Genomic DNA, 22,148 nt, shown 5'->3' with positions numbered 1-22,148 from the left:
TCCATCCATCTGATGGGGCTACCTTAGGGACTCGTCGGCCCGACGGACAATCAACGCTTTCGATAGTGGTCATTGATGCCAGTGAGGTCTGGCGTCAGTCGACCACCTGATCGAGCATATGCACGACTTCGCGCTCGTTGAGCAGACCTTTGTGCACCAGGTTCTCGGCCAGCAACGAAAGAAACTTGGCGCAGCGATGACCTTCCAGGTGCTTGAGCTCGGTGAGTGCGCTGTACACCTTGCTTGAGGTGCACAAACCGACAATGCGGTGCGGGTTTTGTGTGGGCATACCGTCGTCCTTGTTGTTATCAACCTGTTGTTTACGGACGGATTCAGATTGCGGTTCCGTCATGACAAAGAGGTGACCGTTTGATGAAAAAAGTCAGAGCGGTCAAAACCATCATGACGACTTTAGCCGCTGAAACTGTCCTCACAGCGACCTTGGCGAGATTTTTTCAGACCTTCGCCGACCAACGGTCATAAAAAAGCCCCGCTGAGAAAGCAGGGCTTGGCTCGCTGGATTACCAGCGCGGGCCGCCGTAATAACCATGTGGCCCACCGTAGTAGCCGTGTGGCCTGCCGTAATAGCCGCGCGGCGGACCGTAATAGACAGGGGCCGGCTGCACGTAGACCGGTTGTTGCACATACACCGGCGCCGGTTGGTAATAGACCGGTGGCGGTTGTTGCACGTAGACCGGTTGTGGCTGCACGTAAACCGGCTGCTGCTGTACATACACCGGCCGATCCTGATTGATCAGTGCCGAGCCGATGATGGCCGAGCCGACGATCGCGCCAAACACCGCCGGGCCCTGCCAGCCATGGCCACCACCCGCTTCAGCCTGTCCGGTGACCGCGAGTGCGCCAATCAACAAAGCCATGATGGGAAGTTTACGAATCATGATAAGTCCTCGGTTCTTCGACCCGGCGCCGCGGCCTGAACCAGGCCCACAGTTGTCGCGGGGATACAGCTAAGACAGCAAAATTGTCAAAATCAGCACGGCTGCCGGGTAAATTTTGTGTAAGGTCTGTACCGGCTTCTTTACCGCGCCGCGCCGCGGCTTTGACAAGCCTTAATGATGGTTCAGAACCCGATGGGCTGGCCAATCCCGTCCATCCGAAAGTGCGTTTGAAGGAGAAGTTTCATGCAGATGAACCCGAACAAAGACACCCAGTTGTGCATGTCCCTGTCCGGACGTCCTGGCAATTTCGGTCTGCGTTTTCACAACCATCTGTATGAGCAGTTGGGCTTGAATTTCTATTACAAGGCGTTTGCCAGCCAGGATCTGGACGGCGCGGTCCGCGGCATCCGGGCGTTAGGCATTCGCGGCTGCGGCGTGTCGATGCCGTTCAAGGAAGCCTGCATTGCGCTGGTGGATGAGCTGGATGCGTCGGCAGCGGCGATCCAGTCGATCAACACCATCGTCAACAGCAACGGTCATCTGAAGGCCTATAACACGGATTACATCGCTGTCGCCCAATTGCTGGTAAGCCACGCGGTGCCCAAGGATTCGACGTTCGCCCTGCGCGGCAGCGGCGGTATGGCCAAAGCCGTGGCCAGTGCCTTGCGTGATGGCGGTTACAAGAACGGTCTGATCGTGGCGCGCAACGAACGCGCCGGGCGCGCCCTGGCGGATTCGCTGGGCTATCGCTGGCAGGCAGGATTAACCGACGAGCGCCCGCAAATGCTGATCAACGTCACGCCGGTGGGTATGGACGGTGGGCCGGAGGCGGGGCAACTGGCGTTTGCGCCTGAAGCGATTGAAGCCGCTGACACGGTTTTCGACGTGGTCGCGATTCCTTCGGAAACGCCATTGATTGTCCGTGCCCGGGCCGAGGGCAAGCGGGTGATCACCGGGCTGGAAGTCATTGCGATCCAGGCGCTGGAGCAATTCGTGCTGTACACCGGGGTGCGACCCAATGAGGCGCAGTTTGCGGCGGCGGTGAATTTCGCCCGTAGCTGATTGAGTTTTGTATTGGCTGGGCGGACCTCATCGCGAGCAGGCTCACTCCTACAATTGGAATGCGGTCAATCTGTAGGAGTGAGCCTGCTCGCGATGGCTGCGCCACGAACTCAGATCAGCACCCTGCCTATACTGCCTCTTCAGCAAACAGACTTGCCCACTACAAAAAAACCATAACCGAGGCCACCCATGCATCCACCCATCCTCAACCTCAACGAGGTCGAACTCGAACCCCTGCCTGAAGCCCTCGCCCCGCAAGGCGAAACCGCTGGACGCTATCAACAGCGATTCGCCCGGATCGGCCAGCAACTGGGGGCGCCGAAGCTCGGTTATCGCCTCTACGCGCTGCCTCCGGGCATGCGTGGCAGCCCGTTTCACAGCCATCGGGTCAATGAGGAAATGTTCTACGTGGTGGCCGGCGAGGGCGAGGTGCGGCTGGGTGCCGAACGTTTTCCGATTCGCGCGGGCGATGTGATTGCCTGCCCGCCAGGCGGCCCGGAAATGGCCCATCAGATCATCAATACCAGCGCGGCCGAATTGCGTTATCTGGCGGTGAGCACGCAGCAGCAGCCGGAAATTTGTGAATATCCGGATTCGAACAAATATGCGGTGATGGATAACTTCACAATCGATAGCGAGGGTAATGCCTCAGGCTTTGTCGCCGTGGCGCGGCAGGCGGATGGCGTGGATTATTGGGATGGGGAATAACAGATCTGGAATTCGCTGATGTCCACTGTAGGAGTGAGCCTGCTCGCGATAGCGGATTGTCAGGCACAACTGATTTGAATGACACACCGCTATCGCGAGCAGGCTCACTCCTACAGGTGGGGGGCTTCGGTGGTTATTCGAGGCGCGCCAGGCGTTCTTCCAGTGCCGCGATCCGCGCTTCCAGTTCTTCAATGCGCTCGACCGAAACGCCACCGCCCGAACGCTCACCGGCATTCTGCCGCGCCGCCAGTATCACCTCGATATCGGCCGGGTCCCCCAGCGCATGGGTATAGCGATCCTCGCGCTGCCCGGCCTGACGCGGAATCAGCACCGCCAGTCCGCGCGCAATCAGGCGCTCAAGCTGATGCACGACCTGCTCGGCGTCTTCGAAGTCGTGCATGCGCCCGCTGCGGGTGAGCAGTTCATTGACAGTCTGCGGACCGCGCAAAAACATCAACCCGGTGAGAATCACCTGCGCCGGCACCAGTTCCAGCGCCTTGTCGACCTTGTGTTCCCAGCGGTCGGCTCGACTGCCCATGACCAGCCGGGTGAAACCGCGACCTTCGAGCGCGCGCAGGCTCTGGCCGACCTGGCCCTGATTGAGGTTCATCACCGGTTCGCGGCTGGTTTTCTGATTGCAGGCCAGCACCAGCGCGTTGAGGGTCAGCGGGTAGGTTTCCGGGCTGGTGGCCTGTTTCTCGATCAGGGCACCCAGAATGCGGATTTCCGTGGCGTTGAGCCGTGATTGTTCGGAGATGGATTCTTGTTCGGTGGTCATCGCGCGTTCCCTCTGCAGTCGAAGCCGCCTAGCCTAATCCTTGCCAAACAAAAGGCAAGCCGTGTGGTCATCAAGCATGGCTATAATCGCCACCACGTATTACCCAGCCATCACACGAGACTGTCATGACCATTTCCCTGTATGCCGCATCCGTCCCGGTTTTCCAACAAATGCTCAACGCCCTGAGCGATGTGCTGAAAAAGGCTGAAGCCCACGCCACCGAGAAAAACATCGACGCGAACGCGTTCCTGCAAGCGCGCCTGTACCCGGACATGTTCCCGCTGGTGCGCCAGGTGCAGATCGCCGTGGACTTCGCCAAAGGCGTGTCGGCGCGTCTGGCCGAAGTTGAACTGCCGAAGTATGACGACAGCGAAACCACCTTCGCCGACCTGCAAGCGCTGATCGCCAAGGTTCTGGCCTTTATCGGCGAGATCAAGCCTGAGCAGATCAATGGCAAGGAAGGCATCGAAATCGTCACCCGTCCAGGCACGCCGAAAGAGAAGCGCTTCAGCGGTCAGTCGTATCTGCTGACCTATGGTCTGCCGCAGTTCTTCTTCCACGTGACGACGACTTATGCGCTGCTGCGTCATAACGGTGTTGAAGTGGGCAAGCGCGATTACATGGGCGCGTTCTAAAACGCCCTGATACGAAAAAGCCCGCCAAGGTTTGCGCCTTGGCGGGCTTTTTAATGTTTTGTAGGAGTGAGCCTGCTCGCGATAGCGGTGTGTCATTCAATGATTTTCTGACTGACATACTGTTATCGCGAGCGGGCTCACTCCTACAGGGGTTATGCGGTGCGTCGGGCCTTCTCTTCCTCGCCCAGGCACGCGGCTGCGGTAAACAGCACGTCCGTCGAGGAATTCAGCGCCGTCTCCGCTGAATCCTGCAGCACGCCAATGATGAAACCGACCGCCACGACCTGCATGGCAATCTCGCTTGGGATGCCAAACAGGCTGCACGCCAGCGGAATCAACAGCAGCGAACCGCCGGCCACACCCGACGCACCACAGGCGCAGATGGCCGCGACGACGCTGAGCAGAATCGCGGTCGGAATGTCCACGGCAATGCCCAGGGTGTGCACCGCCGCCAGCGTCAGCACGGTGATGGTGATGGCTGCGCCGGCCATGTTGATGGTCGCGCCCAGCGGGATCGATACCGAGTAAGTGTCTTCATGCAGGCCCAGGCGCTTGCTCAGTTCCAGATTGACCGGAATGTTTGCCGCCGAGCTGCGGGTGAAGAACGCGGTGATGCCGCTTTCGCGCAGGCACATCAAGGTCAACGGGTAGGGGTTGCGACGCAGCTTCCAGAATACGATCAGCGGGTTCATCACCAGCGCCACGAACAGCATGCAGCCGAGCAGCACCGCCAGCAGGTGCGCGTAACCCAGCAGCGCGCCGAAACCGGAGGTGGCGAGTGTCGAAGCGACCAGACCGAAAATACCCAGCGGGGCAAAACGAATCACCACGCGTACGATTACGGTCACACCGTTGGATAGATCGCCCAGCACCTCGCGGGTAGTGTCGCCGGCATGACGAATGGCGATGCCCATGCCGATCGCCCAGGCGAGAATGCCGATGAAGTTGGCGTTCATCAGCGCGCTGACCGGGTTGTCCACCACGCTCAGCAGCAGGCTTTGCAACACTTCACCGATACCGCCGGGGGCGGTGACCGTCACGTTCTCGGTCGACAACACCAGGCTCGATGGAAAGCTCATGCTGGCGATGACGGCCACCACCGCTGCGGCAAAAGTGCCGAGCAGATAGAGGAACAGAATCGGCCGGATATGGGTTTCCTGACCGTGCTTGTGGTTGGCAATCGAAGCCATCACCAACACGAACACCAGAATCGGTGCCACGGCTTTCAGTGCGGAGACGAAGACCTTGCCGATGAACGCGGTGGACTTCGCCAGCTCCGGGGCAATCAGGGCCAGGGCGATGCCGGCAATAAGGCCGATGACGATCTGGCTGACAAGACTCAGGCGTTTCAGGCGTTGCAATAACGAAGGGGATGAAGCGGTCATAGCGGCATCTCTGTTTTTATAGGTTGCGAAGCGTCGTGGGCAGTCACGAAACGCCTGTCGAAGTGACAACAACGCCGCCAAACGGCACGTTGAACAGCTGTACGATTTTCAGGGCGCGGACTTTATCACAGCGTAGGCCGTAACCTTCAGACCTGTGACGATCTGCCACCGGATCAGCCTTGCACATCGACAGGTTTGTGCAAGTCAGTCCCGACACACTCTGTTAAGATTGCGCATCCTTATTTTCCATTCCGCCAGCGGGCCTCCGGGTCAACGCTGGTGTCGTCGTTTTGCTGGAGTTGCGCATGCTGTTGCCCATTCTTCTGTTGTCCGCCGCCGGGTTCACGGTGCTGACCACGGAGTTCGTCATCGTCGGCCTGTTGCCGGCGATTGCCCGAGACCTCGAAGTCACCATCCCCCAGGCCGGGCTGTTGGTGACGTTGTTCGCTTTTACCGTGGCGCTGTTCGGGCCATTCCTGACCGCGTATTTCGCCCGGTTCGAACGGCGTAAATTGTTCATCGCCATCCTGATCATGTTCGGTCTGGCCAATACCGTTGCGGCATTGGCGCCGAATATCTGGGTGATGGCCGTTGCCCGCCTGATCCCGGCGCTGGGTTTGCCGGTGTTCTGGGCGCTGGCGAGCGAGACGGCGGTGGACATCGTTGGCCCTGATTTCGCCGGTCGCGCCATCGCCAAGATTGGCTTCGGTATCGTCTGCGCCACGGTGTTCGGCATTCCAGTCGGCACGTTGATTTCCGATGCGTTCGGCTGGCGCAGTGCATTCGGCATCCTCGCGCTGATTGCGTTTGCCAAAGCCTTGCTGCTGTTTGTTTATCTGCCGAAAACCAGCCTGCACCAACATCAGGTCAGCTTCGCGTCGCAGTTCAAGATCCTGCGCAGCCCATTGATGATCGGGCATATCGTGCTGTCGATTCTGGTGTTCAGCGGCATGTTCACGGCCTATACCTATCTGGCCGACATCCTTGAGCGTCTGGCCGGTTTCAACGGCACCGTGGTCGGCTGGTGCCTGATGGGGTTTGGTGCGGTGGGGCTGATCGGTAACTCGCTCGGCGGTCGCGCGGTGGACCGGCATCCGTTGGGCGCGTCGGTGCTGTTCTGCGCGTTCATGATTGCCGGTATGGTCTCGCTGGTGCCGAACATTCATTCGCCGCTGGGGCTGGCGGTGGCGATGGGCATCTGGGGCGTGACCCAGGCGGCACTGTTCCTGGTCAGCCATGTGCGCCTGATGAAAGCCGCACCCGAAGCGCCGGCTTTTGCCGCCTCGTTGAATATCGCCGGGGCGAATCTCGGAATCGGCCTGGGCGCCATGGTCGGTGGCCGCGTTATCGATAGCGCGGGCCTGGGCTTTCTCGGGTTCGCCGCCGCCGGCTTCATTTTACTGTCGGTGTTTCTGGCCATGGTGCTGATGACACTCAAGCCGCGCGAGATCTGCGCCGGGGCGTCATAACGCGGTAAACAGCTCGCGTCGGGCACCTTCGGTAATCGCAACGATGCCGGGGTGCTTGACCTTGCGCTCCACCGAAATGGCATAGAACGACTCGGTCACAGCGTCCGTCTGGCCGATCAACTGCACGCCGTACTGGCGCTTCACCTCATCGGCGATCACGCTCGGACCGATGAAAATCCCGCTGCCGGACTGGCCGAACGCCTGCATCAAGGCGCTGTCATCGAATTCGCCGACAATCTGCGGCTGGATCTGCTGTTCGGCAAACCAGCGCTGCAAGCGGCTGCGTACCACGGTTTCCGGGCCGGGAATCAACAGCGGTGCACCGTGCAGGCTGCGCGGAAAATCGTGGCCGTAGCGCTCGGCCAATTCAGCAGTGGCGAAGAAGCTGATGCCGCATTCCCCCAGCTTCTGGCTGTAGCCCTTGATGTCCAGATGCGACGGCATCGGGCTGTCGGAGATCACCAGGTCCAGGCGCTGGATGGCCAGATCCGCGAGCAAGCGTTCGAGTTTGTCTTCGCGGCAGGTAATGCGCAGTGGTTCCTTCAGCTCCATGGTCGGGGCGATCAGGCGATACACGATGGATTTGGGCACGACGTCGGCGACACCCACGCGAAACAGGATCTGTTGTTCATTCGGTCGTGCGCGCAGCATCAACTCCAGTTCGCCGCCGAGCTGGAACATTTGCTCGGCGTAGGGCAGAGCCTGACGGCCGGCTTCGGTCAATTCCAATTGCCGGCCGACCCGGCGAAACAGTTCGATACCATACGTCTGTTCCAGCAGGGAAATCTGCCCGCTGATGGTTTGCGGGGTCAGGTTAAGCTGCTCGCAGGCCCTTACGATGCTGCCGGTCTTGGCCACGACCCAAAAATAATGCAGTTGTCGATAATTCAGCATGGCGCCCCCACAGTTCGTTAAAGCCGAAGTATAGACGCTAAAAATACGAATTTTCCTGAAGTGTTCACCTCCCTAGAATGCCCACCCATCGACGGCCGGTCTGTGCGCCTGTCTGTTCATTGCAAGGAAATCTTATGAAATACACATTCCCCGCGCTGTTATTTGCGTCTTTACTGGTTCTGGCCGGTTGCGACCAGGCTGAAAAAAGTGCCCAGCAGTTGATGGGCGCAGCGGCCGAAAGCGCCAAGCAGGCGATTGACGACACCCATAAAGCCGCCGAGCAAGCGCTCAGCGATGCCACCGGTGGGTTGATCCAGAAAAAAGAAACAACGGAAAAAGACTCGGAAGAATCCGAATCCTCCTCCGAGACTATCTAAACCGTCTTACAAAGAGTCAGGACTGACCCATGGAATATCTGTTAGAACTCGCCGCCAGCCCGACCGCCTGGATCGCGTTGGCCACACTGGTGGTGATGGAAATCGTGCTGGGCATCGATAACCTGATCTTTATCTCGATCCTGACCAACAAGCTGCCCAAGCAGTATCAGCAGAAAGCTCGCCGCATCGGTATCGGCATGGCGTTGATTCTGCGACTGGCACTGTTGAGCACCATCGCATTCATCGTGCAGTTGACGGAGCCGGTGTTCGAGATTCTCGGTCAGGCGTTCTCCTGGAAGGACATGATTCTGATTGCTGGTGGCCTGTTCCTGGTCTGGAAAGCCACGACTGAGATTCACCACAGCATGGACCCGGCGCCGGAAGATCCGAAAACCGCGACGTCCACGGTAACCCTGGGCTTTGCGGCGGCTATCGGTCAGATCCTGATGCTCGACATGGTGTTCTCGATCGACAGTATCATCACCGCCGTGGGCATGACCGAGCACTTGCCGATCATGATCATCGCAGTCGTGGCCTCGGTGCTGGTGATGTTGTTCGCCGCTGAACCGCTGGCCAAGTTCATCAACGACAACCCGACCGTGGTGATGCTGGCGCTGGGCTTCCTGATCATGATCGGCATGACGCTGATTGCCGAAGGCTTCGGCGCCCACGTACCGAAAGGTTATGTGTACGCAGCCATGGCGTTCTCGGCAGGCATTGAAGTGTTGAATATGCTGTCCCGCCGGGCCAAGCAGAAGAAAGTTACTCAGCAAGCGTAAACGCTGAGAAACACAAAAACCGCCTGAGCTTTTTGAGTCAGGCGGTTTTTTTTTGGATATGAATGGGTGGTGGATTGCGCAGCCCAGGACGTGGCTTTAACCGTCAGTGAGCCGTTGCATGCTCTGCGCGTTGCTTCCGCGGTTTTTCGGCCGGAGCCGTCGGAGTCGGATGATGATGACGTCGCGAAATCCGCAGCACGCCCCACAACATGGCAGTCGCCACGGCCAGCCAGCCGGCTATCAACATTACGATGGTCATGGTCAGGCTCATTTGTGCCTCCTCTTCGCCCTGCGGCGGGCGCCCGCTTTTCGCAAATCGCTCTCTTCCAGTGACAGTCTAGTCAACGGCGTGTTTCAGGCTATTGACCAAAGGTCGGCAGCGACCAATCAGTTCGCTCTATCTAACCGATACGTCTGCGGTTTAAGGCTATACCGCAGGCGAATGCGGCTCTATGATCGCTGGCGTTGCCGGAACACGATGACCGGCGTCTGAAGAGAATGACGATGGTCCAGGTATTTTCTCGAGCGCGTGGAGCGCTGTTGGTCGCCGCTTGCGTGGCGGCGCTGGCAGGGTGCGCAGGCAGCGTAGCGCCTGAAGTCAAACGCCTGCCGGAGCGGGTTGAGCTCAGCGGCACGTTTTACCGTGGCGAGGCCAACCAGAGTGGCCCGCAAGTACTGGCCAGCCTGCTATCGCAGCAGGGCATCGTGATCACTCCGGGCCTGCTGGAAAAACCGCTGCGCTTGCCGGGTGCCGAAGACAAGCTGCAGCAAAACATGCAGAACCTCGCACGCGAATACGGTCTGGTGGTGTATCCGCTGGACGACAAGCTGCCGGCCTTGCTGGCCCAGGTTGCCGCGGGCTATCCGGTCATGGTGCGTTTCAGTGAAGGTTCGGCATTCTGGGCCGAGCCGCGTTACGCGATCCTGTCCGGCTACGACCGCAATAAACAGAAAGTGCTGCTGCGCGCCGGCATGAACCGTCGCCAATTGATGGATTTCAGTGCCTTCGAAGCGGCGTTCGAAGAATCCGGCGGCTGGGCCGTTTTGCTGCAGAAACCCTCGCAGATCCCGGCGTCCGTCGACCGTTCCCGTTGGTTGAAAGCCGCTGACGAGCTGGCGCAGGCCGGTGAGGAAAACGCAGCGGCACAGGCGCGAAAGGCCTTGGCGGCGCAGTAAGCCTCCGTTCGTCATCTGCCGGGCACGACTGCGCCCGACCAGCCTCTGAACAATAGCGCCCGTGTTTTTGCGGGCGAATCAAGGAGGCAACATGGCAGATTCCCACACCCCGAAAGGCCCGCACTCGTCCGAGCATTCTTCCGGCGATGATCTGGGCTTCGATCCGGACTCGCCGGACCTCGATGATCCGCAAGTCGACCCGGTCGGTCCGGCGAAAGCGCCGCGGGACGTCGAGCCTGGCGAGGATCCGAAGAAACCGGCCAGGCCCTACGACCCGTTAGCCGATCTGAAACCTTGATGTGAGGTGCGTATGAGTACCGATTCAAGCTTCGATGACCAGAAACCTGACAGCGTACCGACCACGCCGGAGCCGGAAGTTGATCCGGTGCTGGACCCGGACAGCCCCATGCGCGATCCGCTGGCCCGCCCGAACGTGCTGACGCCGGATGTTTCGCCAGAGCCAGGCTTGGGAGACGGTATCCCGGATGACGACAAGATGCCGCTGCCCAACGACTGACGGCACAGATGAAAAAAGCCCCGAAGATTCGGGGCTTTTCACGTTCGCTGTGTTTATTTTGCGGCTTCGACCACGCCGCTCTGACGACTCTTGAGGTTCTTGTCGGCTTTGTATTGCTGCGCCACCGCAGGAACGTTAGCGCTGCGCCCGGTTTCGACCCAGCTGCGGATACGGCTGGCATCGGCAAAATGCGTGTATTTGCCAAACGCATCGAGAATCACCAGGGCAACCGGACGGTTGCCCATCTTCGTCACCAGCACCAGGCAATGGCCGGCCGGGTTGGTGAAACCGGTCTTGGTGATCTTGATGTCCCAGTCGGCTTTATTGACCAAGTGATCGGTATTGCGAAAGCCCAGGGTGTAATTGGGCTTGCGGAAGGACACGGTCTTTTCCTTGGTGGTGGTCAGTTCGACGAGAAGCGGGTGCTTGTGCGCGGCCACCAGCAACTTGCTCAGGTCGCGGGCGGTGGACACGTTGCGCTCCGACAGGCCGGTCGGCTCCACGAAGTGGGTGCTGGTCATGCCCAGCGCCTTGGCCTTGGCGTTCATCGCTGCAATAAAAGCCGCATAGCCGCCCGGGTAATGATGCGCGAGACTCGCGGCGGCACGGTTTTCCGAGGACATCAAGGCGATCAGCAGCATCTCGCGGCGCGGCAGTTCACTCTTGAGTTTGACCCGGGAGAACACACCTTTCATTTCCGGGGTGTTCCTGATGTCGACATTGATCCATTCGTCCATGTTCTGCCGGGCTTCAACCACCACCAGGCCAGTCATCAGCTTGCTCACCGAAGCGATCGGCACGATCACGTCAGGATTGCTGGAATAAATGACTTTATTGGTCTGCATATCCATGAGCAGGGCGCTGCCGGAAGCGATCTTCAATGTCGAAGCGTCACGGGGGGCAGCGGTGGTTTCCGCAGCGTTGATCGTTGGCGTGATGAAAGTGCCTGTAAACGCAAAAAACAGGCTCAGAATCGAAAGACGAATTTTCACGCGGGCGAACTCATTAGGTTGGATATTCCGTTAGTTTGTAACGGGTTATTTCTTCAAAGCGTCGCATTCTAGGAGTATGGCTGAAGATCTGTCGATGGTTGTTTGAAGGGCCTGAAAATCTCGTGAAAAGGCCTGTAAAAAGAGAGGTTTCCGGCGAACGGTTAGTGTTTTTTCTCAGGCATGAAAAAACCCGCACCTGGCGGGTTTCTCTACGATTGGAATGCCCGCTTAGACGTGCAGGGTTTCTGCCGCATACAGCGTGTTTTCCAACAGGCAGGCGCGGGTCATCGGGCCGAAAATCTAGCTCCAAGGAAGCGCTTTGAGCGTATATCTAGGATTGCTCGAACCTATCCTCCTTGCAGTTACGTGAATGCTCACTTCAGCGTAAAGGTGGTCGTTGATGACATTCGGCCCGCCAATTTCCGCTGAAACTCTCCCGTGCAATACCTCGCCTCCCGTTGTCTTGAACTCGAAAATCCGTTTATCAGGCAAGACGCCTACAAAGGACCCTGTGAAAGTCTCCTGTTCTTCTTTGATGTTGTCTCGGCTGAGCCGCGCTTTGCTGCGGCGCACCTGTTCAACATCAGAAAACTGAAACCGACGGGTACTGGTTGCCACACCGCAGGAGGCGTTATTTTCGGATAGCTCGCTAAGAAAATCAGATACGGCGGCAATTGCTCTATCGGCCAAGCGGGAAACTGGCTCGGATAGTTCCTCGTCACTTTTTGTTGTCGTCGCTTCCAGCAACTCTGCGAGAATTTCGATTGCTTGCGATACCGGCGTGGTGCCCTCTATATCAAGCTGCTTGTCCGCCGGTATTTCCTCAAGCTCGAATCCAAAGGAGCCGCGAGCTGGCCCGGTTATTAAAAGCTGATTGGCTAACCGGTTCGGGATTGGACCCTTATCCGCCAATGAGCCTGACAGCGATGCTGCGATTGCTGTTATCGCGACGCTGAATGCCTGAGTAGCGGAAGCACCAAATTCAGCAAGTACGCCATGGGTGCCCCATACAGGTGCGCCGCGGTATGTCAACCGGACTTTGGCGGGGCGATAGGCATGTTTGCCATTGTCTTCCAGGAATGCCCGCGCCTTTTCTATCCTTGCCTGTACCGACATCAGGGTGAGCTTGCTAATGCCGGGAGCGGCAGCTTGTTTTTCAAGGAAGCCCAGCTCTGCAGCTTTATAGGCATATTCAGATCTGTCCATCTTCTAGCTCCTGCCGACGTGTTGCGAGCAAGGTCTTTGCAGCTTCATCCTGTACAGGCGAAAGATCAACTCGCAAAAAACCCTTCCATTGTCCGGTGCGCCTGTGGGACCACATGCTGTACCAATAAGTCGTCATGGCTACCAACGATTCGGCTGGATCAGTCAACGATTGAATGTAGAAGTCGATCTTGAACGCTTTCTTAAGATTAGCTCGGTCGCCACCAAGAAGGTTGACCTCATCATTCCCGAGCGCATCAAAAAAAACGTTGCCGGCATCAGTGAAGGTAACAACATCAATATCTCGTGGAGCCCGATTTTCAAGCATTTCGATGTCTTCGGTAAAGCTTCCATCCAGCCATTGAAATCCGCTGTCCATACCCATTCGGTGAAGCTCTGCGCGGTGAGCGAGATAGCCTGCGAAAATATCACACCGGTCTGGACTGGTCGCGAACCTGTCGACCACCTGCTCAAGGCTCACGTGATACGGAGCCCGGTCAGACCCAATTGGGTCATTGTTATTGATGGGAGGTAAAACTCCCTCAGCATTCCATTCGGGGATCAAGCCAGCCTCCTTGCATTTCGTCATCGACAGCCAGGCCTGGAAATACGCTCAAGCCTAAAAGGCGGGGCGTTGGCGCTGACACGTCAACATACGCGCTATGGGCAGACTCTCAAATGGTGGAGTTGCTACAACACGTTAAATCACAGGTAGGCTGCTTTTTACATCTGCATCGGGAAATGAAGAGGCTCAGGTTTTCCAGTCGAAACAAAAAACCCCGCACGAGGCGGGGTTTCGGTGTTGCGGAAAAAGCCAATCAGACGTGCAGGGTTTCTGCCGCATACAGCGTGTTTTCCAACAGGCAGGCGCGGGTCATCGGGCCGACGCCGCCAGGCACTGGCGTGATCCAGCCGGCGCGGGGCAGGGCGGTTTCGTAAACGACGTCACCGACCAGCTTGCCGTCATCCTGACGGTTGATGCCGACGTCAATCACGATTGCGCCTTCCTTGATCCACTCACCCTTGACCAGGCCCGGCTTGCCAGCAGCCACCACCACCAGATCGGCGCGACCGACATGCCCGGCCAGATCCTTGGTGAAACGGTGAGTGACCGTCACGGTGCAACCGGCCAGCAGCAGTTCCATCGCCATCGGGCGACCGACGATGTTGGACGCGCCAACGACCACCGCATCCATCCCGTAGAGATCGGCGCCGGTGCTTTCCAGCAGCGTCATGATGCCTTTGGGTGTGCACGGGCGCAGCAGCGGAATGCGTTGGGCCAGACGACCGACGTTATAAGGGTGAAAGCCGTCGACGTCTTTGTCCGGGCGAATGCGCTCCAGCAGTCTGGAGGCATCCAGGTGCTCGGGCAGGGGCAATTGCAGCAGGATGCCGTCGATGGCCGGGTCGTCGTTGAGACGATCGATCAGATCGGTCAATGCGTCTTGCGTGGTTTCGCTGGGCAGGTCGTAGGCTTGAGAGAGGAAGCCGACCTCTTCACAGTCTTTACGCTTGTGCGAGACATAAACCTGAGAGGCAGGATCGCTGCCGACCAGGATCACCGCGAGGCCGGGGGTGCGCAGGCCTTGCTGGCGACGCTCGGCAACTCGTAGGGCGATCTGCTGGCGCAGGCTGGCGGCGATCGATTTGCCGTCGATTAGTTGTGCAGTCATTGCGCGTGATTAACCATCGAGAGGGGAAAAAAAGAGAACGCATTCTCGCATGTCGAGCGGTGAGGGCAAAGGCGCTTGGTCAGCAAATTCCCCTAACTCCTTTAATTAAATGAATTTTTTTCAAAAAGGATTTGACGGCCTTGGGAGCGCTCTATACTATTCGTCGCACTTGTCGGGCACAGCCTAGCACTGGTTAAGAAGGTGGGGCGGAACAACAGTTCTGCGACACTGGAAAGCATTTAGTTTGTAGTCCTTTAAGAGTACAGATTAACAAGGCGCCCGTAGCTCAGCTGGATAGAGCATCCGCCTTCTAAGCGGATGGTCGCAGGTTCGAGTCCTGCCGGGTGCGCCATTAGGCAGCATTGGCACAAGTAACGCGATATGGTGGGCGTAGCTCAGTTGGTAGAGCACGGGATTGTGACTCCCGTTGTCGTGGGTTCGATCCCCATCGTCCACCCCATATTTCGAAAGGCGCCAGATTTAACGGTCTGGCGCCTTTGCTTTAAAAGCTTCATCTGCGGATGTGGTGGAATTGGTAGACACACTGGATTTAGGTTCCAGCGCCGCGAGGCGTAAGAGTTCGAGTCTCTTCATCCGCACCAATCAAAGCTTCATTCAGATCTTCGGGCTGGTGAGGTTCAACAAAGAAGTTGTTTGGCTTTTTTGTTACGCAATATGGTGGGCGTAGCTCAGTTGGTAGAGCACGGGATTGTGACTCCCGTTGTCGTGGGTTCGATCCCCATCGTCCACCCCATATTTCGAAAGGCGCCAGATTTAACAGTCTGGCGCCTTTTTTGTTTTTGCGGTTCTGAAGTCCGGCATCGCGGCTTTGGGGCGCAGGGGCAGGGCGCTTCGTCGTATTTAAGTTGTTCGATGATGTTGCACTGCTCGCCGTTCTTGCTCGCAAGGTCGGCCGTCAGGGAGTGATTGGCAGTCTCTTCTATATATAGAAGCGGTTGACACAGAGCCTTGGCGCGAAGGGTTGTATTCGCCTGTGGGGCGCGCTGCGTTTGTGTGGCGGCCCCGCTAAATTGCCTGCTGTTTTTTTACCCGTTTTCAGTAGGGTGACTTCTTGAGTTTGACCCACTAGAATGCATGCCCTTGATTCTTGGGTCGGAAACGGCCGGCTAACGTCTGTGCAACGAGGAATATCCATGCAAGTTTCTGTTGAAAATACTACTGCTCTCGAGCGCCGCATGAGCGTCACCGTGCCGGCTGAGCGCATCGAGACTCAGGTCAACAAGCGTCTGCAGCAGACTGCCCAAAAGGCCAAGATTGCTGGCTTCCGTCCAGGCAAAGTGCCAATGAGCGAAATCAAGCGCCGTTTCGGTGCTGATGCGCGCCAGGAAGCAGTAGGCGACGTCATCCAGTCTTCCTTCTACGAAGCCGTGGTCGAGCAGAAGCTGAACCCTGCCGGTTCGCCTTCGATCGAGCCAAAGTCGCTTGAAGCGGGCAAGGATCTGGAATACGTAGCCGTGTTCGAAGTCTTCCCAGAGTTCACCGTTGCCGGCTTCGAAGGCATCACTGTCGAGCGCCTGAGCGCTGACGTGACTGACGCTGATCTGGACAAGATGCTCGACATCCTGCGCAAGCAGAACACCCGTTTCGAAGTGGCCGATCGCGCTGCCCAGAACGAAGACCAGTTGAACATCGATTTCGTTGGCAAGGTTGACGGCGAAGTGTTCGCTGGCGGTTCCGCCAAGGGTACTCAGCTGGTGCTGGGTTCCGGTCGCATGATCCCGGGCTTCGAAGAAGGCCTGGTAGGTGCTAAAGCCGGCGAAGAGCGCGTGCTGAACCTGACTTTCCCTGAGGACTATCAGAACCTCGACCTGGCGGGCAAGACTGCCGAGTTCACCGTGACCGTCAATACCGTGTCCGAGCCTAAGCTGCCAGAGCTGAACGAAGAGTTCTTCGCTCAATTCGGTATCAAGGAAAGCGGCATCGACGGTTTCCGCACCGAAGTTCGCAAGAACATGGAGCGTGAACTGCGTCAGGCGATCAAGTCCAAGGTCAAGAACCAGGTGATGGATGGTCTGCTGGCCACCAACCCGATCGAAGTGCCGAAGGCCCTGCTGTCCAACGAAGTTGACCGTCTGCGCGTGCAGGCCGTTCAGCAGTTCGGTGGCAACATCAAGCCTGACCAACTGCCGGCCGAGCTGTTCGAAGAGCAAGCCAAGCGTCGCGTAGTGCTGGGCCTGATCGTCGCTGAAGTGGTCAAGCAATACGACCTCAAGCCTGACGACGCTCGCGTTCGCGAAATGATTCAGGAAATGGCTTCGGCCTACCAGGAGCCTGAGCAGGTCGTGTCGTGGTACTACAAAAACGAGCAGCAACTGAACGAAGTGCGTTCGGTTGTGCTGGAAGAACAAGTTGTGGATACTGTTCTGCAGAAAGCTAGTGTGACCGACAAATCGGTCTCCTACGAAGAAGCAGTCAAGCCGGTAGAAGCTCCAACAGCCGACTGATTGATTTTGCGTTAGAAGTGCACACCATAAGCCAGCTCTCGAGCTGGCTTATGCGTATTCAAGACATAACTATTTGGGAGCGACTGCAGAGCATGTTCCGTAATTCTTATATTCAGCAGAACTCTGATATCCAGGCCGCAGGCGGTCTGGTCCCGATGGTTGTCGAGCAGTCCGCTCGTGGCGAACGCGCCTACGACATCTACTCGCGCCTGCTCAAGGAGCGAGTGATCTTTCTGGTGGGGCCGGTAGAGGACTACATGGCCAACCTGATCTGTGCGCAACTGCTGTTCCTTGAAGCGGAAAACCCGGACAAGGACATCCATCTGTACATCAACTCACCGGGCGGTTCGGTGACAGCGGGCATGTCGATCTACGACACCATGCAGTTCATCAAGCCCAACGTCTCGACGACCTGTATCGGTCAGGCGTGTAGCATGGGCGCATTCCTGCTGACCGCCGGTGCACCGGGCAAGCGTTTCTGCCTGCCAAACTCGCGCGTGATGATTCACCAGCCACTGGGCGGTTTCCAGGGCCAGGCTTCGGATATCGAAATCCATGCCAAGGAAATCCTCTTCATCCGCGAGCGACTGAACACGCTGATGGCCAAGCACAGCGGCCGTACTCTGGAAGAAATCGAACGCGATACCAATCGCGACAACTTCATGAGTGCAGAAGCTGCGAAGGAATACGGCCTGATCGACGAAGTGATCAACCAGCGTCCAGCTTAAAATAAGCGGCACAAAACAGGCCTGATCGGCGCGTCCGATCAGCAGCGGGCTTGAAAAAGCCCGCAATAGCCTTCATCTTGTGTTGCAAGCCTATCGGATTTGGATCGAACGAATGACTGACACCCGCAACGGCGAGGACAACGGCAAGCTGCTCTATTGCTCCTTCTGTGGCAAAAGCCAGCATGAAGTGCGCAAATTGATTGCCGGCCCCTCGGTCTTTATCTGCGACGAGTGCGTCGACCTGTGCAATGACATCATCCGCGAGGAGGTGCAGGAAGCCCAGGCCGAAAGCAGCGCGCATAAATTGCCTTCGCCTAAAGAAATCAGCGGCATCCTTGACCAGTACGTCATTGGTCAGGAACGTGCCAAAAAGGTTTTGGCCGTAGCGGTGTACAACCACTACAAACGCCTGAACCAGCGTGACAAGAAGGCTGACGACGTCGAACTCGGCAAGAGCAACATCCTGCTGATCGGCCCGACAGGCTCTGGTAAAACCCTGCTGGCGGAAACGCTGGCACGCTTGCTGAACGTTCCGTTCACCATCGCTGACGCGACCACCCTCACCGAGGCGGGTTACGTGGGTGAAGATGTCGAGAACATCATTCAGAAGCTGCTGCAAAAGTGCGATTACGACGTAGAGAAAGCCCAGATGGGTATTGTCTATATCGACGAAATCGACAAGATCTCCCGCAAGTCCGACAACCCGTCGATCACCCGCGATGTGTCCGGTGAAGGCGTGCAGCAGGCCTTGCTGAAGTTGATCGAAGGCACGGTTGCCTCGGTACCGCCGCAAGGTGGCCGCAAGCATCCGCAGCAGGAATTCCTGCAGGTCGACACCCGTAACATCCTGTTCATCTGCGGTGGTGCGTTCTCCGGTCTGGAAAAGGTTATTCAGAACCGTTCCACCAAGGGCGGCATCGGTTTCAACGCAGAAGTGCGCAGCAAGGAAGAGGGCAAGAAAGTCGGTGAGTCCCTGCGTGAAGTCGAGCCTGACGATCTGGTCAAGTTCGGTCTGATCCCGGAATTCGTCGGTCGTCTGCCGGTTCTTGCGACGCTGGACGAGCTGGATGAGGCTGCGCTGATGCAGATTCTCACCGAGCCGAAAAACGCCTTGACCAAGCAATACGCCAAGCTGTTCGAGATGGAAGGCGTGGATCTGGAATTCCGTTCCGACGCGCTGAAATCGGTCGCCAAACGTGCCCTGGAGCGTAAAACCGGTGCCCGTGGCCTGCGTTCGATTCTCGAAGGTGTACTGCTCGACACGATGTACGAAATCCCCTCGCAGTCCGAGGTGAGCAAGGTCGTGATCGACGAAAGCGTCATCGAAGGCAAGTCCAAGCCACTGTATATTTACGAAAACAGTGAGCCGACGGCCAAGGCAGCACCGGACGCGTAAGTGTCCACTGTGCTGCAACAGGAAGGGGCCTTCGGGCCTCTTTTTTTTTATGTCATTTTTTACAGCCGTTTTACGCTTGTTTTTTTTCGAGGCAGCCCCCATCTTGGTTTCAAGCTTAATTCCATCTGATTACGGCCATATGGCCGCCGTAGAGGCGAAATCATGAAGACAACCATCGAATTGCCTCTCCTGCCATTGCGTGATGTCGTGGTTTATCCGCACATGGTTATCCCGCTGTTCGTGGGGCGCGAGAAGTCCATCGAAGCCCTTGAGGCCGCGATGGCAGGCGATAAGCAGATCCTGCTGCTGGCCCAGAGAAACCCGGCCGATGATGATCCCGGTGAGGACGCGCTCTATCGCGTAGGTACCATCGCCACCGTTCTTCAATTGCTGAAGCTGCCTGATGGCACCGTCAAGGTGCTGGTCGAAGGTGAGCAGCGCGGCACTGTTGAGCGTTTCAGCGAGGTCGACGGCCACTGCCGTGCCGAAGTGTCGCTGATCGAAGAAGTCGACGCCGCCGAGCGCGAGTCCGAAGTCTTCGTGCGCACACTGCTATCGCAATTCGAGCAATACGTGCAGCTGGGCAAGAAAGTCCCGGCTGAAGTCCTGTCGTCGCTCAACAGCATCGATGAGCCGGGGCGTCTGGTCGACACCATGGCCGCGCACATGGCGCTGAAGATCGAGCAGAAGCAGGAAATCCTCGAAATCATCGACCTGTCGGCCCGCGTCGAACACGTGCTGGCGTTGCTGGATGCCGAGATCGACCTGCTGCAGGTCGAAAAACGCATTCGTGGCCGTGTCAAAAAGCAGATGGAGCGCAGCCAGCGCGAGTACTACCTGAATGAGCAGATGAAGGCCATTCAGAAAGAGCTGGGCGATGGCGATGAAGGCCACAACGAAATCGAAGAGCTGAAAAAGCGTATCGATGCCGCGGGCCTGCCGAAAGACGCGCTGGCCAAGGCGACAGCCGAGCTGAACAAGCTCAAGCAGATGTCGCCGATGTCCGCCGAGGCCACCGTGGTGCGCTCGTACATCGACTGGCTGGTGCAGGTGCCGTGGAAGGCCCAGAGCAAGGTGCGTCTGGATCTGGCGCGGGCGGAAGACATCCTCGATGCCGATCACTACGGCCTCGAAGAGGTCAAGGAGCGCATCCTTGAATACCTCGCCGTGCAAAAACGCGTGAAAAAAATTCGTGGTCCGGTGTTGTGCCTGGTCGGTCCTCCAGGCGTGGGTAAAACCTCGCTGGCCGAGTCGATCGCCCATGCGACCAACCGTAAATTCGTGCGCATGGCCCTGGGTGGCGTGCGTGATGAGGCGGAAATCCGCGGTCACCGCCGGACCTACATCGGTTCGATGCCGGGAAGATTGATTCAAAAGATGACAAAAGTCGGGGTGCGCAACCCGCTGTTCCTGCTCGATGAAATCGACAAGATGGGCAGCGACATGCGTGGCGATCCGGCGTCGGCGTTGCTGGAGGTGCTCGATCCCGAGCAAAACCATAACTTCAACGATCACTATCTGGAGGTCGACTACGACCTGTCCGATGTGATGTTCCTGTGCACCTCGAACTCGATGAATATTCCGCCGGCCTTGCTGGACCGGATGGAAGTCATCCGTCTGCCGGGCTACACCGAAGACGAGAAGATCAATATCGCCGTCAAATACCTCTCGCCAAAGCAGGTCGCTGCCAATGGTCTGAAGAAGGGCGAGTTGGAGTTCGACGAAGAAGCGATCCGCGACATCATCCGTTACTACACCCGTGAAGCCGGTGTGCGTGGCCTCGAACGCCAGATCGCCAAGGTCTGCCGCAAGGCCGTCAAAGAGCATGCGCTGGAAAAACGCTTCTCGGTGAAAGTGACAGCTGACTTGCTGGAACACTTCCTCGGTGTGCGTAAATTCCGCTACGGCCTGGCCGAGCAGCAGGATCAGGTCGGTCAGGTGACAGGCCTTGCCTGGACTCAGGTTGGTGGTGAGTTGCTGACCATCGAAGCTGCTGTCGTACCGGGCAAAGGGCAACTGATCAAGACCGGTTCGCTGGGCGATGTGATGGTCGAATCGATCACCGCGGCCCTGACAGTCGTGCGCAGCCGTGCCAAGAGCCTGGGCATTCCTCTGGACTTCCACGAGAAGCGTGACACCCATATTCACATGCCGGAAGGGGCCACGCCGAAAGACGGTCCGAGTGCCGGCGTAGGCATGTGCACGGCGCTGGTCTCGGCATTGACCGGCATCCCGGTGCGCGCCGATGTCGCCATGACGGGTGAAATCACCTTGCGTGGACAAGTGCTGGCAATTGGCGGTCTGAAGGAAAAACTGCTGGCGGCACATCGTGGCGGAATCAAGGTTGTGATTATTCCGGAAGAGAATGTGCGCGATCTGAAGGAGATTCCTGACAATATCAAGCAGGATCTGCAGATTAAACCGGTTAAATGGATTGACGAAGTCCTGCAAATTGCGCTGCAATACGCGCCGGAGCCCTTGCCGGATGTGGCTCCGGAGATAGTTGCCAAGGACGAAAAACGTGAGTCTGACTCTAAGGAAAGAATTAGCACGCATTAATACGTTTTTGCCTGGGGGGCTTCCTTGACAGCTTTTTAGAGCCCTTGTTATAAAGCGGCTCTTAAGTGTCTGTAGGCCATTCAGCACTCGTTTTTGCTTTTACCAAAAAAACTTAGAATCATCTCAAAATAGATATAAGGGGACTTAGAGTGAACAAGTCGGAACTGATTGATGCTATCGCTGCATCCGCTGATATCCCGAAAGCTGCTGCTGGCCGTGCGCTGGACGCTGTAATCGAATCCGTCACTGGCGCTCTGAAGGCTGGCGACTCCGTTGTTCTGGTTGGTTTCGGTACTTTCTCCGTGACTGACCGTCCGGCGCGTACCGGTCGTAACCCGCAAACTGGCAAGACTCTGGAAATCCCGGCTGCCAAGAAGCCAGGTTTCAAAGCCGGTAAAGCACTGAAAGAAGCTGTTAACTAAGTTTTCAGGTTTTTACCCATCCGGGTCGGGG

At 57.5% G+C, this 22,148-nt stretch carries 24 protein-coding genes and 4 tRNA genes; 18 read left to right on the top strand and 10 right to left on the bottom strand.

Annotation, left to right across the window (positions count from 1 at the left end):
* Positions 1-94 precede the first annotated feature (94 nt).
* Both HU765_RS18175 and HU765_RS18170 read right to left on the bottom strand, forming a co-directional pair.
* Positions 95-289 carry a hypothetical protein gene (locus HU765_RS18175; RefSeq protein ID WP_025108897.1) on the bottom strand — a complete coding sequence of 65 codons (195 nt, stop codon included), beginning with the start codon at positions 287-289 and terminating at the stop codon, positions 95-97.
* A 232-nt stretch (positions 290-521) separates the two neighbouring features.
* Positions 522-899 (bottom strand): hypothetical protein, encoded by a 378-nt coding sequence (locus HU765_RS18170; protein ID WP_186549777.1) that lies wholly within the window; start codon positions 897-899, stop codon positions 522-524.
* Between the two features lie 243 nt (positions 900-1,142).
* Here HU765_RS18170 and HU765_RS18165 point away from each other — a divergent pair, with 243 nt between their 5' ends.
* Both HU765_RS18165 and HU765_RS18160 read left to right on the top strand, forming a co-directional pair.
* A complete protein-coding gene (locus HU765_RS18165; protein ID WP_186622098.1) occupies positions 1,143-1,961 on the top strand; it encodes a shikimate 5-dehydrogenase in 819 nt (272 codons plus the stop codon).
* A gap of 189 nt (positions 1,962-2,150) precedes the next feature.
* Positions 2,151-2,669, top strand: coding sequence for a cupin domain-containing protein (locus HU765_RS18160; protein ID WP_186622094.1), 519 nt, complete (start codon positions 2,151-2,153; stop codon positions 2,667-2,669).
* A 133-nt stretch (positions 2,670-2,802) separates the two neighbouring features.
* Here the strand turns inward: HU765_RS18160 and HU765_RS18155 are convergent, their stop codons facing one another.
* Positions 2,803-3,447 (bottom strand): DUF480 domain-containing protein, encoded by a 645-nt coding sequence (locus HU765_RS18155; RefSeq protein WP_186549783.1) that lies wholly within the window; start codon positions 3,445-3,447, stop codon positions 2,803-2,805.
* Between the two features lie 125 nt (positions 3,448-3,572).
* On the opposite strand from HU765_RS18155, the gene HU765_RS18150 reads away from it, so the two are divergent.
* A complete protein-coding gene (locus tag HU765_RS18150; RefSeq protein ID WP_186549785.1) occupies positions 3,573-4,082 on the top strand; it encodes a DUF1993 domain-containing protein in 510 nt (169 codons plus the stop codon).
* A gap of 152 nt (positions 4,083-4,234) precedes the next feature.
* Here the strand turns inward: HU765_RS18150 and sstT are convergent, their stop codons facing one another.
* Positions 4,235-5,467: a serine/threonine transporter SstT gene (gene sstT / locus HU765_RS18145; protein ID WP_186622092.1), complete on the bottom strand. Its 1,233-nt coding sequence runs from the start codon at positions 5,465-5,467 to the stop codon at positions 4,235-4,237.
* Between the two features lie 305 nt (positions 5,468-5,772).
* Here sstT and HU765_RS18140 point away from each other — a divergent pair, with 305 nt between their 5' ends.
* Positions 5,773-6,936, top strand: a complete 1,164-nt coding sequence (locus HU765_RS18140) for an MFS transporter (protein ID WP_186549789.1) — start codon at positions 5,773-5,775, stop codon at positions 6,934-6,936.
* Here HU765_RS18140 and nhaR read toward each other — a convergent pair.
* Entirely contained in the window at positions 6,931-7,830 is a 900-nt protein-coding gene (nhaR, locus tag HU765_RS18135) for a transcriptional activator NhaR (protein ID WP_186549791.1), read from the bottom strand. The genes HU765_RS18140 and nhaR overlap by 6 nt on opposite strands.
* A 134-nt stretch (positions 7,831-7,964) precedes the next feature.
* On the opposite strand from nhaR, the gene HU765_RS18130 reads away from it, so the two are divergent.
* Together HU765_RS18130 and HU765_RS18125 are read left to right on the top strand one after the other, a co-directional pair.
* The gene (locus tag HU765_RS18130; protein WP_186549793.1) at positions 7,965-8,207 is read left to right on the top strand and encodes a hypothetical protein; all 243 of its coding nucleotides are present in this window, start codon (positions 7,965-7,967) and stop codon (positions 8,205-8,207) included.
* A gap of 29 nt (positions 8,208-8,236) precedes the next feature.
* A complete protein-coding gene (locus tag HU765_RS18125) occupies positions 8,237-8,986 on the top strand; it encodes a TerC family protein (RefSeq protein ID WP_186622090.1) in 750 nt (249 codons plus the stop codon).
* A gap of 103 nt (positions 8,987-9,089) precedes the next feature.
* On the opposite strand, the gene HU765_RS18120 is transcribed toward HU765_RS18125, so the two are convergent.
* The gene (locus tag HU765_RS18120; protein ID WP_186622088.1) at positions 9,090-9,257 is read right to left on the bottom strand and encodes a hypothetical protein; all 168 of its coding nucleotides are present in this window, start codon (positions 9,255-9,257) and stop codon (positions 9,090-9,092) included.
* A gap of 233 nt (positions 9,258-9,490) precedes the next feature.
* Here HU765_RS18120 and HU765_RS18115 point away from each other — a divergent pair, with 233 nt between their 5' ends.
* From HU765_RS18115 to HU765_RS18105, 3 genes are all read left to right on the top strand, one after another.
* Positions 9,491-10,162 (top strand): peptidase C39 family protein, encoded by a 672-nt coding sequence (locus HU765_RS18115; RefSeq protein ID WP_186622086.1) that lies wholly within the window; start codon positions 9,491-9,493, stop codon positions 10,160-10,162.
* A gap of 91 nt (positions 10,163-10,253) precedes the next feature.
* Positions 10,254-10,460, top strand: coding sequence for a DUF6021 family protein (locus tag HU765_RS18110; RefSeq protein WP_186549819.1), 207 nt, complete (start codon positions 10,254-10,256; stop codon positions 10,458-10,460).
* A 12-nt stretch (positions 10,461-10,472) separates the two neighbouring features.
* Entirely contained in the window at positions 10,473-10,679 is a 207-nt protein-coding gene (locus HU765_RS18105; protein ID WP_186622084.1) for a hypothetical protein, read from the top strand.
* 53 nt (positions 10,680-10,732) lie between these two features.
* Here the strand turns inward: HU765_RS18105 and pbpG are convergent, their stop codons facing one another.
* The 4 genes from pbpG to folD form a co-directional block, all read right to left on the bottom strand.
* Positions 10,733-11,671, bottom strand: coding sequence for a D-alanyl-D-alanine endopeptidase (gene pbpG / locus HU765_RS18100; protein WP_186549823.1), 939 nt, complete (start codon positions 11,669-11,671; stop codon positions 10,733-10,735).
* Positions 11,672-11,971: 300 nt separating this feature from the next.
* Complete coding sequence (locus HU765_RS18095; protein ID WP_186549825.1) at positions 11,972-12,877, bottom strand: hypothetical protein; 906 nt, start codon at positions 12,875-12,877, stop codon at positions 11,972-11,974.
* Positions 12,864-13,439 carry a hypothetical protein gene (locus HU765_RS18090; RefSeq protein ID WP_186622082.1) on the bottom strand — a complete coding sequence of 192 codons (576 nt, stop codon included), beginning with the start codon at positions 13,437-13,439 and terminating at the stop codon, positions 12,864-12,866. Before HU765_RS18090 ends, HU765_RS18095 begins: the two co-directional genes overlap by 14 nt.
* 253 nt (positions 13,440-13,692) lie before the next feature.
* Complete coding sequence (gene folD, locus HU765_RS18085; RefSeq protein ID WP_186622080.1) at positions 13,693-14,547, bottom strand: bifunctional methylenetetrahydrofolate dehydrogenase/methenyltetrahydrofolate cyclohydrolase FolD; 855 nt, start codon at positions 14,545-14,547, stop codon at positions 13,693-13,695.
* Between the two features lie 275 nt (positions 14,548-14,822).
* On the opposite strand from folD, the gene HU765_RS18080 reads away from it, so the two are divergent.
* The 9 genes from HU765_RS18080 to HU765_RS18040 all read left to right on the top strand — a co-directional run bounded on the left by HU765_RS18080 (position 14,823) and on the right by HU765_RS18040 (position 22,117).
* Positions 14,823-14,899, top strand: a tRNA-Arg gene (locus HU765_RS18080).
* A gap of 32 nt (positions 14,900-14,931) precedes the next feature.
* A tRNA-His gene (locus tag HU765_RS18075) sits at positions 14,932-15,007 on the top strand.
* Between the two features lie 57 nt (positions 15,008-15,064).
* A tRNA-Leu gene (locus HU765_RS18070) sits at positions 15,065-15,149 on the top strand.
* A 76-nt stretch (positions 15,150-15,225) separates the two neighbouring features.
* Positions 15,226-15,301, top strand: a tRNA-His gene (locus HU765_RS18065).
* Positions 15,302-15,701: 400 nt separating this feature from the next.
* On the top strand, positions 15,702-17,012 hold the full coding sequence (gene tig, locus HU765_RS18060; protein ID WP_186622078.1) for a trigger factor: 1,311 nt from the start codon (positions 15,702-15,704) through the stop codon (positions 17,010-17,012).
* 92 nt (positions 17,013-17,104) lie between these two features.
* Positions 17,105-17,740 (top strand): ATP-dependent Clp endopeptidase proteolytic subunit ClpP, encoded by a 636-nt coding sequence (gene clpP / locus HU765_RS18055; RefSeq protein ID WP_007951559.1) that lies wholly within the window; start codon positions 17,105-17,107, stop codon positions 17,738-17,740.
* A gap of 112 nt (positions 17,741-17,852) precedes the next feature.
* Entirely contained in the window at positions 17,853-19,136 is a 1,284-nt protein-coding gene (gene clpX / locus HU765_RS18050) for an ATP-dependent Clp protease ATP-binding subunit ClpX (RefSeq protein WP_016775335.1), read from the top strand.
* A 162-nt stretch (positions 19,137-19,298) separates the two neighbouring features.
* Positions 19,299-21,695, top strand: a complete 2,397-nt coding sequence (gene lon, locus HU765_RS18045) for an endopeptidase La (protein ID WP_186549831.1) — start codon at positions 19,299-19,301, stop codon at positions 21,693-21,695.
* A 149-nt stretch (positions 21,696-21,844) separates the two neighbouring features.
* On the top strand, positions 21,845-22,117 hold the full coding sequence (locus tag HU765_RS18040; RefSeq protein WP_003183171.1) for an HU family DNA-binding protein: 273 nt from the start codon (positions 21,845-21,847) through the stop codon (positions 22,115-22,117).
* The last annotated feature ends 31 nt before the right edge of the window (positions 22,118-22,148 follow it).

Origin of the sequence: Pseudomonas sp. SWRI81 (genome assembly GCF_014268545.1) — a bacterium.
Classification (GTDB): domain Bacteria; phylum Pseudomonadota; class Gammaproteobacteria; order Pseudomonadales; family Pseudomonadaceae; genus Aquipseudomonas; species Aquipseudomonas hamedanensis.
This window is presented reverse-complemented; position numbering and strand designations above follow the sequence as displayed.